This window comes from Pseudomonas sp. Z4-20 (assembly GCF_051131955.1).
Taxonomy (GTDB): domain Bacteria; phylum Pseudomonadota; class Gammaproteobacteria; order Pseudomonadales; family Pseudomonadaceae; genus Aquipseudomonas; species Aquipseudomonas marvdashtae.
The window spans coordinates 5,172,284-5,186,886 of sequence record NZ_CP071641.1; the positions used below are offsets into that span (position 1 = coordinate 5,172,284).

Sequence of the window (14,603 nt, forward strand, 5' to 3'; positions counted from 1 at the left end):
TTCCTACCTTCTGGGAGTCTGGTTAGGTCTTCCAGTCACCTGACCGCCGGGAATAAAACGCCGATGGGTCACATTTCCCTCATCAACAATCCACTCAAACACGCCACTAACTCCATTGTTACTGCCTTCAATTTGCCTTAGCTCGGAAACTCTTAGCACAACCCCGCCAGCACCCTTGGTTGGTATTTCGAACTTTGCAGCAGCACCAGCGTAATTATCGATAATATCGTTGAAGCCGTGCTGTCCATCAGGAAGCTTATTAGCGCTCCCAACCCTTGGCTTGCCTAGAACTGAGTTATCAATCCCTTTAGGACCATCCCCAACAACCCCAACCTTAACCCCGGTTGTACCACCCTTACCCCCAGCCGTCGACGAGAACAAATCCCTATCCGGATTCAACCCATCCGCCGCAAGCTCCGTCAAAAACGCCGCAGCATCGCCTTTATCGGTACGCGTCTTCTCGGTGATACCGGTATTGATAGCTCGCTCGTTACTTCGAGTAATTTCCCAAAGTGCTGCCGAGCGATCGAACCCGGCGCCACGACCGTCATGCAGCAATTTCTCATTGGTCGGAATCTCATCCGCCAGTTGCTTGGTCACTTGCAAGCAAGCCGCCGGGTTAGTCCGGCAGTACTGGCCGAACTCTTTATTCCGAGTCGCATCCAGGTTGTTGTAGTGGTCCCTGACGGCTTGGCAATCCGCCGGGGAGGCGCAGGTGTTGAGTTTCTGTTCTCTTTCGAGCAGCTCGGCATGGAACAGGTAGTTAAAGGCGGTCGCTTTCTCGGCGATCTTCGAGCCTGTATTCAGATTGCCATCGACCGCAGCCGCGGCCAATAGGCCCGTTAGCTGCGACAGCATCAGCTGCAGATGTTCGTTTCCATCCGCAACTTTGGCCATGTTCGGAATCAGCGCTTCGTTCAGGCCGGCGGCTACCGCGCCGGTCTTGAAGTCGCTGCCCGTCAGTTCAGCCAACAGGCCACCCATGATCGCGTGGGCAACAATTTTCTGAGGGCCGCCATCTGGGAACTTGATGGTATCACCCACCCAGTTAAAGCCAGTCGCCATCGCCACATTGCCGGCTTCTCCCAGCAGGGCGGCATTGAAGTTGCTGCCGAAGCTGCCGCCGCCGATCGCGGTGGAGATGCCACTGGAAATCACCGCCCGCCCGGTCGTACGAATTGCCGTGTCAGTCGCGTTACTCCAACGGAAGATGTCCTTGGAGGAGTTGCTGGCGCTCGATGCCGAACCTGCTGAACCCGCCGAACCTGCGGACGGCTCGACGCCTTGCGTGGTTGACCCTGCGCTGTCGGCACCGGTAAACCAGTTTTTGTCTGCGTAATCCAAGGCACCCGCAGTGAAGCCGGCAATCGCCGCGTTCTTCAGGCTATCGGCACTGGCAGTTTCTTTCAGCGCACGCCCCAGATTGCCTTTGTTCTCGATGGTGCTGGTGACCGCTGTGGTGCTCAGGCTGGCGGCGACCGCAAGCTTGGCGCCTGACAGCCCGAAGCCGGCCGGGCCCATGATGAACGACATCAGAATCGCAATGGCGATCTTGGCACCGGCGCCCAGGCCGGAGTTGTCATATTTGAAGCTGTCGTGGATTTCCTTGACCTGGCGCCAGTCGATATCGCCACGCGCCTGGGCCTCTTTCATCCAGGCCAGCCCCGGCTCGGCCTTGACCATCGCATCGATGGTCTGGCTGACGCTCTGCTGATCGACTTGTTTGACGTCGATACGCAGCCCCTCAACGGCCTTGATGACCAGCTTCCCTTGAGCAACCAGTGTGCTCTGACGCAAGGTCTCGTCGGTCCGTCCCTCGCCTTTCATCTTGTACCAGGACAGGTCGCTTTTACTCTTGGTATGGCTCTCGTCGTGAAGGTCCTTGACCCCTTCGAAAGTGATGCGCCCACCGCTGTCGATCATCAGGTCGTTGCCGCTTTGCAGCTTCGCCACTTGGTAGGTCTGGTCGCCACCGCTGGCTAATAACAGGTTGCCTGCGGTGGTGATTTCACTTCCGACATGGGTCAGTTGAGTCACTTCGTCTCGCCGCGCGGCCTTGCTCCCCCAGCTTCCCTTCTTCTTCATGTCATACAGCGAATAATCCCGATTCTGCTCAGCCAGCAGATTCAGCTGATTACCCGCAACCAGATAAGCCTCATTACCCGCCGCAATCTTGCTCGCGACCATCAACAGATCATTACGCGCAGATACCCTTACATCACCACCAGCGTCAAGCGTGGTCGCCTGCTGCTGGACATGGTCTTCTTCCTTGTTGATCTTCTTGCCACTGCGTTTGTAGCGGTATTCGCTGGAGTCCTCGTTCGCTGCCGCGATCAGGGCGACATCGTTTCCGCTGAGGTTGATGTCGCCTTTAGCCTGGAGATGGCTGGCGACGACGGTCAGGTTGTTGCCCGCGGTGACGTTGAGATCGCCGCCCGCCTTGACTTCACTGGCGTGCTGGGCGGTCTGGCTCTGTTCCCAGAAATGGCGCTTGTCTTGGCGCATCGAGCCGTTTTCTTCGCGAGCGGCGGAGATAACGACGTCTCTGCCGGCGCTCAAGTCGGCATCGTTACCTGCCGTGATCGCGCCGCCCACGTTCAGCAGGTCGCGCCCCGCGCGCACGGTGAGGTTGTTGTCGGCCTCGATGCGTGCCGCGTTGTCGACCACGGAGGTTTTCGAGCTGAACCCTTTGCCGCTGTTCTCGATGACGCTGACGGTTCGCTCATTGCGGATATCGCCAGTCAGCGACGACAGCTCGACGTCCTTGCCCTTGAGGATGCCGCCCTGCAGGTTGACCAGGTCTTTGCCGGCGACCAGCTTGAGCCGCTCTCCCGCTTCGGCCAGGCGCGTGTTGACTAAATTGTTCCCTGCGGCGGCCGAAAGGTTTTCGCTGGCCCGCAGCGTCCCGGCGTTCCTCAGGTCGGTGCCGGCAATCAGTGTCAGGTTCTTGCCCTGAATCAACGCACCATCGGCCATCAATCGGTTGTTGGCCTGGGCCATGTAAAGCACCGGCACCAGCACATGTTCGCCGTTGACGACCTGGTCTTCCATCCAAACGATGTCATGGGTCAGCGCAGCGACTTGCTGTGAAGTCAGGGTCACGCCAACGGCCAGATTCAGTTGCTCCTTGCTGGCGATGGCATTGTTCATCAAATACTTGAACATCGCTTCATCGCTGGTTTGCCCGTCGATGAAACGCTGTCCGGTGCGGGCGAGCACGGCCTGTTGAATCAGGCGTTGTTCGTACAAGCCATCGCCCAGGCGTTTCCAACTGGTGTCCGGGTCATAACCCAGCATGCCCAACATGTAGTCGGAGCTCATGAACTGCTTGAGGTCGGTCAAATCGCGGTTGGTCTCGACCATGTACTTGGGGCCGGTGATGACTCGGCTGGCGTCCGAGCCCCGGACAGTGGCCTGACTCTGGTCGTGGCTGTTCTGCGCCGCAGCCGTGCTGTCGACGACGCGGAACAGGCCGTTGTCCCCCTTCGGCAAAGTGAACCCGGGCATGGTGGTCGGGTTGACCTGCTGTTGGGCCAGGTCGGGCGGCAACTGCGGATTGAGCATCACAACAGCGGGCCGCGCAGTGTTGGTGACGCCAGTGGCCGCAGACTTGGTCGCGCCCGCCAGCGGTGCCTGGAACTGCGTAATGCTGCTGTTCTGCAGTTGCTGGGTGGCCTGGATACTGACGTTGCCGCCGGACTGAACGACCGCCGACGCCATCGATTGCCCTGGTGTTACGGTGGTAATGTCACTCACCTGACGGAATTTGTTGAGCGCATCGACCGGGACTTGCTTCGGATTGGCCAGGGCGTTGTAGGGAACGATGACTCTGGAGCGGAAGCGCTTGTCGGTTCCGTCGGTGACCCTGCCGGTATTCCAGGTCCGCGTCCTGACGCTGGTACCGGAAGCGGCGCCGACGTTGGCGAAGTTGTCTGCGGTGATCGACAGGTCGCCCGCCGAGGCCATAACGCTGTTTTGGTTGGTGACCGTGGAGCCGTCGACGGTCAGCTTCGCCCCGCTCATCAGCGTGGCACTGGCGGAGTCTTCGAGCACGACGCTTTGGAAGGTCTCCTTGGCGACATAGTCGACGTTGTGGTAATCACCACTGCAGTCATGGCATTTGACTCTGATGGCGCCCGACACCAGCTCGTCGGTGGTGGAGAAGACGTCCTTACGGTTGGTCAGGACCTGGCTACGCAGCGACATGTTCCTCGCCGATTCCAGGGTGCCTGAGATGTTTTCCAGCAGCGCACTGCGAGCGACGCCGTCTCGCGCCGTGACATTGAGAGCCCCCAGGCTGTAGACGTCAGCGTATTTGTTGGTGAAGTTGTTAAAGCGCAGCGCCATGTCCGCGCCGCTGAAGATCAGGCCGCGTTCGTTACGCGCCTCGTTGGCAGCCAGCTCGACGGTGTCGGCGCCACCCAGCGTGCCCGTATTGATCAGGCTCGTGGCGGAAAGGGAGAACTTGCCGGCGCCGGTGATCCGTCCGGCATTGTTCAAGACACCGAGACTGGTCACGGTGGTGACGCCCCCTCCGGCCAGGCGTGAGCCGCTCGATAGATCGATGCTGGCGGCCTGCAGATCGAATTGATCGACACTGCTGAGGCGGCTATTTTCGGTACCGGCATAAACCCCGGTCAGCTTCAGGTCGAAATCGGCGTCGCTGCTGATGGTGCCCGCGTTGCTCCAGGTGCCGCCCGTGGCCAGCAGGCTTTGCACCGCGACCAGCTTGCCGCTATTGGCCTGATTGAGCTGACCCACCTTCAAGTTAAGGACATTTGCCTGGATATCCGAGCTGTTGTCCCAACGCGCCGCGTCGACGGCCAAGGTCCCCAAGGTCGTAATGCTGCCGCCGATGTTGGCGAAACGCGCAAGGTCCACGTCCAAAATGCCGGTGCCCACATGATGGACACTGCCGCCCGCATTACTGAAGGCAGCCATCTTCAAGGACAGGTTTTCGGTGGCCGCTTCAATGACACCGCTTTGGTTGTCCAGCATTTGATCAATCGTCAGCGTCGCAATGCCCTGCTGGCCCACCGAGCGCAACTTGCCGCCCTGGTTATCAATCGACACGGCTCTGATCAGCAGGCCGCTGGAGGCCTCTATCAGACCGGCCTGGTTGGTCAAGGCGCCGGTCAGCGTGAAATCAATCGTGTCTGCCGCTATCCGTCCACGGCTGTTGTCCAGATCTTTGGCATCTACTGCCAGCGCCTGATTGGCGAGGATGGCACCCTCGCGATTCTCAAGGGTGGCGGTGTTGATTTCCGCAGTTCCGGACAAGGCCGATATCTGCGCACCATTATTGAGCAGCGCCTGTTTCGCATCGAGTTTGACGGACTGTGCCTGGAGCAATCCGGCGCTGTCTGCGGTAAGCGACTGGCCGTTATCCAGCACCTTGTCCAAGGTAGCTTTCAGCCAACCGCCAACACTGGCCACCACACCGCCACGGTTATCGAGACTGCTCGCCTCGATATCCACGTTGCCGGCCTGAGTGATGGCGGTGCCATCCCGGTTGACGAAATCGCCCGAAATGTCGACCTTCAGATCACCTTGGCTGAGCAGGCTGCCACCGGCGTTATCCAGGCCACCGCCATTGATCGTGAGCCCCTGCTCGGTGCTGATGATCGCCTTTGCGTTGTTGAGGAGTTGCTGGTGAGCGGTCAGGCTCATGGCCTTGGCCGAAGCGATGTAACCCTCGTCGCTGTTGGTGATGCTGTCCGCGACTAGCGTCAGTTTCCCCTGGCTGACCAGCTTGCCACCCTGCTGATTGAAGCTTTTCAGCGTCGCAACCGTGTCACCCTGGCTGGTGATTTGTCCCCCGCTGTTTTTAATGCTGCCGCCCTTGAGGGTCAGCGCGGCGTCCGTCGCAATTTTGCCGCCGCTGTTATCCAGGACGTCTGTTTCGAGCTTGAGAAGATCGTTGCTGCTGATGACGCCTGCGCTGTTCTTCAGCGTATCAGCCACCAAGGTTTGCTCGCCGTCGCTGGCGATGATTCCCTTATCACGGTTGTCCAGCGTCCCGGTGGTCCGCGCTTGCAACGTGTTCTGGCTGACCAGCGTGCCGGCGCGGTTGTCGATGTCCTTGCTATCAAGGGTCAGTGTTCTTCCGGCAGAAAGAGTGCCGCTGCGATTGTCGAGCGTCTGCTTGGTCGTGGCTTTCAAGTCACGACTGGCGATGACGCTCTGCCCACGGTTGTCGATATTCGCCGCCGTCAGCACCACGTCGCCCACCCGGTTGCGGGTGTTGTCGACGTTGACGCCCGCTTCGATGATGCCCAGGTTGTTGAGCTGGCCGCCGGTGCTCAGCGTGACATTGTCCCGCGAGGCGATCGCTTGCCGGTTGGTAAGGGTACCCCGGGTCGTGGCCTGGACCTGAGTGCCGGCATAAATGGTCTCCCGGGCGTCCAGGCTATCGGCCTTGATATCAACCACACCCGTCGCCGTGGTTTGCGCCAAACTCAGATGCCCATTGGCATCGAGCTGGATATCCCCGCCACTGGCAACCATCTTGCCGTCCAGCTTCACCCCGACCCCGGCCTCGGTACCCACCAGCTTGATGGCGCCTGCGTACATGCCGCCCAGCGCCGAGGAGTCGATGGCCAGTTCCGGCTTGGCGCTGCCGTCGTCGGCGCGAGCGGTGGCGTTGAGCGTGGTGGAGTTGACATCGTTGCGACCGGCAACGATTGTCAGGTTCTTGGCCTGGATCTCGGCATTGATCTTGGCGCTACGGGTGATGATTTCGAAGCGGTCGACGTTGTTGGCGTTAAGGCCCGCGCCTTCGATTGAGACGCTGCCTTGATCCACTTGATAGCGGTTCAACTGGCCGTTTTCGATGATCGGCTTGCCGGTGGTCAACGTCGCCTTCGGCGTGTTGATAAAACCGCAGCCGTTGCAGGTGATGCCATACGGGTTGGCGACGATGACATGGGCCGATTTGCCCGCCACCTCGGTGTAGCCACGCAACTGGCTCGGGTTGCCGCCATTGACTTCGTTGAGGATGATTTTGGCGGCCGTGCCCTTGAGGTTCGGGTTGCCGAGGATAATCCCGCCCAGTTGCGTGGATTGGGCGGGGTTGGTGGCGTTGTTGAGGATCACGCCGTTGCTGCCGACGTTGTAATCCTTGAATCGGTTATGGGACAGGCCGCTGCCGTTGGGCTTGGCGATGTTGACCACCGGCACGCCGTTGCCGGCCTTGCCGATACTGGTGCCGGGGGCACTGACCACGATGCCATCCGCCTGGGCCCACAGCGGTTGCCAGAACATGACGTTGATCAACAGGAACGCCAAGCCACGCTTGGGCATGCCCCAGAAGGCGTCGCGGGCTTGCAGGGCGGTAGAAGGCTGGCGGGCCAGAAAAGCGTATTGGCGGTCGTCCATGATCAGGTCTCGTTGCAGCAAAAATTAGATGGATAAATCCAAGCGGAAGTAGATCGGCGCTTCGCGCTCGGTCAGGGCATCCGGGCGTTCCAGGGAATGGGCAAAGGTCACGCTGGCGCTCAGGTGCTCACCACGGGCGAACAACTCCAGGGAGTTGCTCGACATGCGTCCGTGCTCGCTACCGTTGTAGCGGGTGCCGCGAATAACACCCTGGTCGTAACCGAGGCCGGTGCCGTATTCGGCGAACACCGGGCGCAGCCATTCCAGCGTCACCGGACGACTCCAGCGCAGGTCGTTGCGCCAGTAGCCGCCGCTGTCACCGGCAAGCGTCTGGTCCTTGTAGCCGCGAATCGAGGAGAGCCCGCCCAGGCTCATGCGCTGCGGGCTGAACAGCGCGTCCTCGCTGCGCTGGCCGGTCATCAGGCTGCTGAAACTGAAGGACTCGCCGCCCAGCATGAAGGGCTGCAAGTAACTCAGGGTGGCGGTGTATTTGCGATAGCGCGCATCCGGCAGGCCAGGGCCCGGGTCGTGGTCGCCCTGGGCGTCGAGGGCGCCGATACCGTTCTGCATGCCCAGGTCGACGTTGACGAAGGCGTTACCGATCCGCCGGCCATGGTTGATGCCGAACTGCGCCTCGCTGATGCGATTACTGCTGTCCGTGAGCTTGCTGTCTGCGACGAAATTATTGGTGCGCAGGTACGAAAGGCCCGTATTGAGCGACGTCTTGCTCACGGCGTCGCGATGGACCACTCGTTCCAGGACCAACTGGTGATTCTGGCTGTCCCCGCGCTGTTTGAAGTTGAAACCGTTGGCCTGGGCCAATGCCCGGTACTCGCTTTGGCTGTAGCTGTAGGCCAGGTTCCACCAGCCAAACGGCAGGTTGTAATAGAGCATGCCGTTGCGAGAGGTCTTGTCGTGATCGCTGATGGCATCGCGACCGCCACGCAAGGCCAGTTGATCGGCCAGGCCCAAGGGGCTGTCCCAGTCCAGGGAGACTCCCCATTGCTGTTCGCCGGTGCTTTTCTGTCCGTCGTTGTGCCGGGAAAGGCCGGCGCGCCAAGGCTTCTGCGGGGTGTTTTTGACCAGCACTTCACTGCCGCCGATGTTCTGCCCCGGCGTCAACTCCATCTGGGCATTGTTGGACGGCAGACGGTTGAGTTGATCGACCATCTGCTCGATGTTCCGCAGGTTGAGCAACTCGCCGGGCTTGCCGGGAAAGCTCATCGCCAGCTCCCGTTCGGACAGGCCGCTGCCTTCGTCACCCTTCAAGCCTTCCAGCCGCCCCTCGACCACCAACACTTGCAGGTGACCGCTGGACAGGTCCTGTTGCGGCAAGTAGGCGCGACTGGTCACCAGGCCCTTTTCGAGGTAGCGGTCGGTAATGACCTTGAGCAGTTCGTTGAGCTGCGGCACACCGAGGCATTGGTTGAGGTAGGGCTCAAGCAGACGTTGGCGCTCACGCTCGGACAAGGCGTCGGCGCCTTTGAGTTCGATGGTGGTTATGGGGAAGCAACGGGTATCGGCAGGCTTTGTCGGCTGGGTCGGCTTGGCTTCCTTGCCTGGCAATTCCTTGAGTTCTTCGAGGCGCCGCCGCTGTTCTTCGAGCAAGCGATTCTGGCGTTCGCGGATCAGGTCCGTGTCGCCGGGGGTGGGCGCGGCGTAAGCGGGCATCAGCGAAGAAAGGCACAGCAACAGCAAAGCCAGGCGCAACCTCGCCCAATGGGCGGGTGAAAACATCGTTCGATCCTTCGAGCAAAAAGCGACATCCAAAAATAGCGGGCGAATACTAGGTGGCTACTTTTTGGGAGTCAACTGTAGGTTGGGGTCCTGAAGATATCGCTAGAACTGTTCACCTGAAATCAGACGTTTCCGGTATCAAGGTACGAAAGGTGCCATGCAAGGTACTTGCTTTGTGCAAAACAGACGGGCACCACGCGGGTAACGGAGACGATCCCCAAACCTTTTTTGACAGCATCACATTTCAACAGGTTAGAATCGCTGGCACGCAGACTGCATGGTCAGTTTGTGCCCTGTCCCCTCAAGATTTCCGGAGTACTGCCTTGACCGCAACGACCATCAACAGCCTGTTCTTGATCGGCGCGTTGCTGGTGAGTGCGAGCATTCTGGTCAGTTCCCTGTCGTCCCGCCTGGGCATCCCGATCCTGGTGATCATCCTGGCCGTGGGCATGGCGGCCGGTGTCGACGGCGCCGGTATTCTTTTCGACAACTACGCCACGGCCTACCTGGTCGGTAACCTCGCACTGGCCGTCATCCTGCTCGACGGCGGCTTGCGCACACGGGTTTCAAGCTTTCGGGTGGCCTTGTGGCCGGCGCTGTCGCTGGCCACCGTCGGCGTGTTGATCACCACCGGACTGACTGGCCTGGCGGCGGCGTGGCTGTTTGACCTCAATCTGATGCAGGGCTTGTTGATCGGTGCGATTGTCGGCTCCACCGACGCCGCGGCGGTGTTCTCGCTGTTGGGCGGCAAGGGGCTGAACGAACGGGTCAGCGCCACGCTGGAAATCGAGTCCGGCAGCAACGACCCGATGGCGGTGTTCCTCACTGTCACCTTGATCGGCATGCTCGCCAGCGGTGAAACCGGCCTGCAATGGAGCCTGCTGGGGCATCTGGTGCAAGAGTTCGGGATTGGCGCGGTGATCGGCCTGGGCGGTGGCTGGCTGATGTTGCAGATGGTCAACCGGATCAACCTGGCCAACGGGCTCTATCCGATTCTTGTCATCAGTGGCGGCTTGGCCGTGTTCGCGCTGACCAACACTTTGCACGGCAGCGGCTTCCTGGCGGTGTATCTCTGCGGTCTGGTCTTGGGCAACCGCCCGGTGCGCAGCCGTCACGGCATCCTGCACATGCTCGACGGCATGGCCTGGCTGGCGCAGATCGGCATGTTCCTGGTGCTGGGGCTGCTGGTCACCCCCCATGATTTGCTGCCGATCGCCCTGCCCGCCCTGGGCCTGGCCCTGTGGATGATCCTGATCGCGCGCCCGCTGTCGGTCATGGTGGGGCTGTTGCCGTTCAAGGCCTTCCATGGGCGCGAGAAAGCCTTCATCTCCTGGGTCGGCCTGCGTGGCGCAGTGCCGATCATTCTGGCGGTGTTCCCGCTGATGGCCGGCTTGCCCCAGGCGCAGCTCTATTTCAACCTGGCGTTCTTTATCGTGCTGGTGTCCCTGCTGGTTCAGGGTACGAGCCTGCCGTGGGTTGCCAAGCTGTTGCATGTGACGGTCCCGCCAGAACCTTTGCCGATTTCCCGGGCTGCGCTGGAAGTGCACGTCACCAGCGAGTGGGAGCTGTTCATTTATCGGCTGGGCGCGGAAAAATGGTGCATCGGTTCGCCCCTACGGGACCTTAAAATGCCCGACGGAACCCGAATCGCGGCCCTGTTTCGTGGCCAGAAACTGCTCCATCCGTCGGGTAGTACGGTGTTGGAAGTCGGTGATCTGCTCTGTGTCATCGGCCATGAACACGACTTGCCAGCCCTTGGAAAATTGTTCAGCCAAGCACCGCAACGGGGCCTGGACCTGCGCTTTTTCGGCGACTTCGTACTCGAAGGAGATGCCCAGCTGGCCGCGGTTGCGGCACTGTACGGACTACAACTCGACGGCATCGATCCGGACATGACCTTGGGCCGCTTCATTGCCCAGAAAGTTGGCGGAGCGCCAGTAGTCGGCGACCAGGTGGACTGGAACAACACCCTGTGGACCGTCGCGGTCATGGATGGGAACAAGATCGGCAAAGTGGGCGTCAGATTCCCCGAAGGAAGTCGCCCGGGTCCCGGCTTGTTCCTCTAAACTGCTCCCACTCTCACTTGCTTGACCGGTCTCTATGCCTACCCTGCGCTCCTTTTTCGCCATCGCCCTGCTCGGCCTGAGTCTCTCAATCTGCACGGTGCACGCCGCTGAACCACCCACCAGCACCTCGGTGCAGGCCAGCCTGGACAAGATCGGCGACCGCAAGCTGCCGGAAGCCGACCAAAAAGCCTTGCAGGCGGTGTTGCAAAACACCCTGACGCTACTCAGCAGCAAGGCCGACTACGAGCAGAAGCTGCTGGCCCTCAAGCAGCAACTGGCGAGCGCACCTCGGCAAAACATCGAGAACCAGCGTGAACTGGCGCGACTCAAGGGCACCACTGTTGTTCCGGTGGCGCAACGCTACGCCAACCTGCCGATCCCCCAACTCGAGCAAATGCTGACGGAACGCTCCACCCAGCAGAGCGATTTGCAGAAAGCCCTGGCCGACGCCAACAGCCTGGTCATCACCGCGCAGACCCGTCCGGAGCGGGCCCAGGCTGAAATTTCCGCCAGCCAGACCCGCATCCAGCAAATCAACACCATCCTCAAGGCCGGCCGAGAGGCCGGCAAAGCCTTGAGCGGCGAGCAGCGCGACCAGCTGAACGCCGAACTGGCGGCCCTGAATGCGCTGATTCCGCTGCGCCGCCAGGAACTCGCCGGGAACAGCCAGTTGCAAGACCTGGGCAACAGCCAGCACGACTTGCTGTCGGAAAAAATCGATCGCATGGAGCGGGAAATCCAGGACCTGCAGAACCTGATCAATCAGAAGCGCCTGGCTCAATCCCAGGAAACCGTGACCCAGCAGTCCATCGAAGCCCAGAAGGCCGGTGGCAGCAGCCTGCTGGCCACGGAAAGCTCGGCCAACCTCAAGCTCTCCGATTACCTGCTCAAGAGCACCGACCGTCTCAACGAGGTCACCCAGCAGAACCTGCAGACCAAGCAGCTTCTGGACAGCGTGACCCAGACCGATGCGGCCCTGGATGAACAGATCAGCGTGCTCAAGGGCAGCCTGCTGCTTTCCAAGATTCTCTACAAGCAGCGCCAGACCCTGCCACGCTTGAAGCTGGATCAGAACCTGGCCGACCAGATCGCCGACATCCGCCTTTACCAATTTGAAGTCAGCCAGCAACGCGAGCTGCTGAACAATCCGAGCGCCTACGTCGACAGCCTGCTGGCGTCCCAGCCGTCGGAGCAGGTCACGCCGCAACTGCGCAAGACCTTGCTGGAACTGGCCCTTACTCGCGTTGACCTGCTGGAGCGCCTGAACCGCGAATTGAGCGCGGTGCTCAACGAATCCATCACCTTGCAGCTCAACCAGAAGCAGTTGCTCAGTACGGCTCAGAACCTGCGGGCCACGCTCGAAGAACAGATGTTCTGGATTCCCAGCAACAAGCCGCTGGATTTCGAATGGATGCGTGGCGTGCCGGCCCGCCTGGAGAAACAGGTCGACTCGCTGCCCTGGGCTTCCAGCCTCAGCGAACTGGCCGACGGCCTGACCCAGCGGCCGCTGCTGTTCCTGCCCCTGGCGCTGCTGATCGGTGCGCTGCTGTGGCGCCGCAAGAATCTTTACGCGCGCTTGAACAAGGTCCACCAGGATGTCGGGCACTTCAAGCGCGACAGCCAGTGGCACACGCCCCAGGCGATCCTGATCAATATCCTCTTGGCGATGCCGGTGGCCCTGGCGCTGGCGCTGTGCGGCTACGCCCTACAGATCGACGCCCGCGGCCAGAACACCAATCTCGGCGCGGCACTGTTGCAGATCGGGCAAGCCTGGCTGGTGTTCTACACCGCCTATCGAATCCTCTCCCCTGGCGGCGTGGCCGAGTTGCACTTCCGCTGGGAAAAACCCCAGGTGGAATTCCTCCAGGCCTGGATCCGTCGACTTGGCCTGGTGGTGTTGGCCCTGGTGGCGGTAGTTGCCGTGGCGGAGTTGCAACCGTCGGCCCTCGCCGATGACGTACTCGGTATGCCGGTAGTGCTGGCCTGCTACGCCTCGATGGCCTGGCTGCTCAGCCGATTGCTGCTCAGCAGCCCGACGCACACGAACGCCTCGCTGTTTCGCAAGGCCGTCGGCGTGCTGTTCACCGCGCTGCCGATCGCACTGTTCGTCGCTGTCTGCTTCGGCTACTACTACACCGCGCTGAAGCTCAGCGACCGCTTGATAAACACGCTCTACTTGCTGATGTTCTGGCTGGTCATCGAGGCCACCTTCGTGCGCGGCCTGTCGGTCGCAGCCCGGCGACTGGCCTACCAGCGCGCCCTGGCCAAGCGCCAGGCGGCCAAGGAAGCCGGCGACGGCGAAACGGTGGTCGAGGAGCCGACCCTGGACATCGAGAAGGTCAACGAACAGTCCTTGCGCCTGATCCGCCTCGCCCTGCTGGGTGGCTTCATGGCCGCGCTGTACTGGGTCTGGTCGGACCTGATCAGCGTGTTCTCCTACCTGGACAACATCACCCTCTACGAATACACCAGCGGCACCGGCGTCAACATGAGCATGGTGCCCATCAGCATCGGCGACATGCTCGGTGCACTGATCATCATCGGCATCACCTTCGCCCTGGCGCGCAACCTGCCGGGCCTGCTGGAAGTGTTCGTGCTGTCGAAGCTGAACCTGGCCCAGGGCAGCGCCTACGCCACCACCACGCTGCTGTCCTATGTGATCGCTGGCGTCGGCTTCGTCACCACGTTGTCCACCCTCGGCGTGAGCTGGGACAAACTGCAATGGCTGGTGGCCGCGCTCTCGGTGGGCCTGGGCTTCGGCATGCAGGAGATTTTCGCCAACTTCATCTCGGGGATCATGATCCTCTTCGAACGCCCGGTGCGGATCGGCGACACCATCACCATCGGCAACCTGTCGGGCACGGTCAGCAAGATCCGCATTCGCGCGACCACCATCACCGACTTCGATCGCAAGGACATCATCGTCCCCAACAAGACCTTCATCACCGGGCAATTGATCAACTGGTCGCTGACCGACACCGTGACCCGCGTGACGTTGAAGTTGGGCGTGGACTACGGCTCGGATCTGGATCGGGTGCGCGAGCTGTTGCTCAAGGCTGCCCGCGATAATCCGCGTGTGCTGAAGGAACCGGAGCCTATCGTGTACTTCCTGAATTTCGGCGAAAGCACCCTCGATCATGAACTGCGCATGCACGTTCGCGACCTGGGCGACCGCAACCCGGTGCTCGATGAAATCAACCGTTTCATCAACCGCGAATTCAAAAAGGAACATATCAACATCTCGTTCCGTCAGATGGAGATCTATCTGAAAAATCTGCAAGGCCAGGAATACAAATTGGTGCCTGCCGAACCCGACAACAAGACCCTCGGCCCTTTGCCCTCGGCGGTAGCCAGCATCAAGCCCGTTCCGGAGCCACCGCAACAGACACTCGACTGATCGCGTGGTGCCTGCGGGCAACCCGC

Annotated in this window: 4 protein-coding genes; 2 read left to right on the forward strand and 2 right to left on the reverse strand. The window is 60.8% G+C overall.

Features of this window, described 5'->3' with window-relative positions; all coding sequences use genetic code 11:
• Positions 1-3: 3 nt before the first annotated feature.
• The gene (locus tag J3P82_RS23645; RefSeq protein ID WP_434558995.1) at positions 4-7,377 is read right to left on the reverse strand and encodes a DUF637 domain-containing protein; all 7,374 of its coding nucleotides are present in this window, start codon (positions 7,375-7,377) and stop codon (positions 4-6) included.
• Between the two features lie 24 nt (positions 7,378-7,401).
• Positions 7,402-9,114 carry a ShlB/FhaC/HecB family hemolysin secretion/activation protein gene (locus tag J3P82_RS23650; RefSeq protein ID WP_434558997.1) on the reverse strand — a complete coding sequence of 571 codons (1,713 nt, stop codon included), beginning with the start codon at positions 9,112-9,114 and terminating at the stop codon, positions 7,402-7,404.
• Between the two features lie 323 nt (positions 9,115-9,437).
• Between J3P82_RS23650 and J3P82_RS23655 the strand changes: the two genes are divergently transcribed.
• On the forward strand, positions 9,438-11,180 hold the full coding sequence (locus tag J3P82_RS23655; RefSeq protein WP_434558999.1) for a potassium/proton antiporter: 1,743 nt from the start codon (positions 9,438-9,440) through the stop codon (positions 11,178-11,180).
• 34 nt (positions 11,181-11,214) lie between these two features.
• The gene (gene mscK / locus J3P82_RS23660; RefSeq protein ID WP_434559001.1) at positions 11,215-14,577 is read left to right on the forward strand and encodes a mechanosensitive channel MscK; all 3,363 of its coding nucleotides are present in this window, start codon (positions 11,215-11,217) and stop codon (positions 14,575-14,577) included.
• The last annotated feature ends 26 nt before the right edge of the window (positions 14,578-14,603 follow it).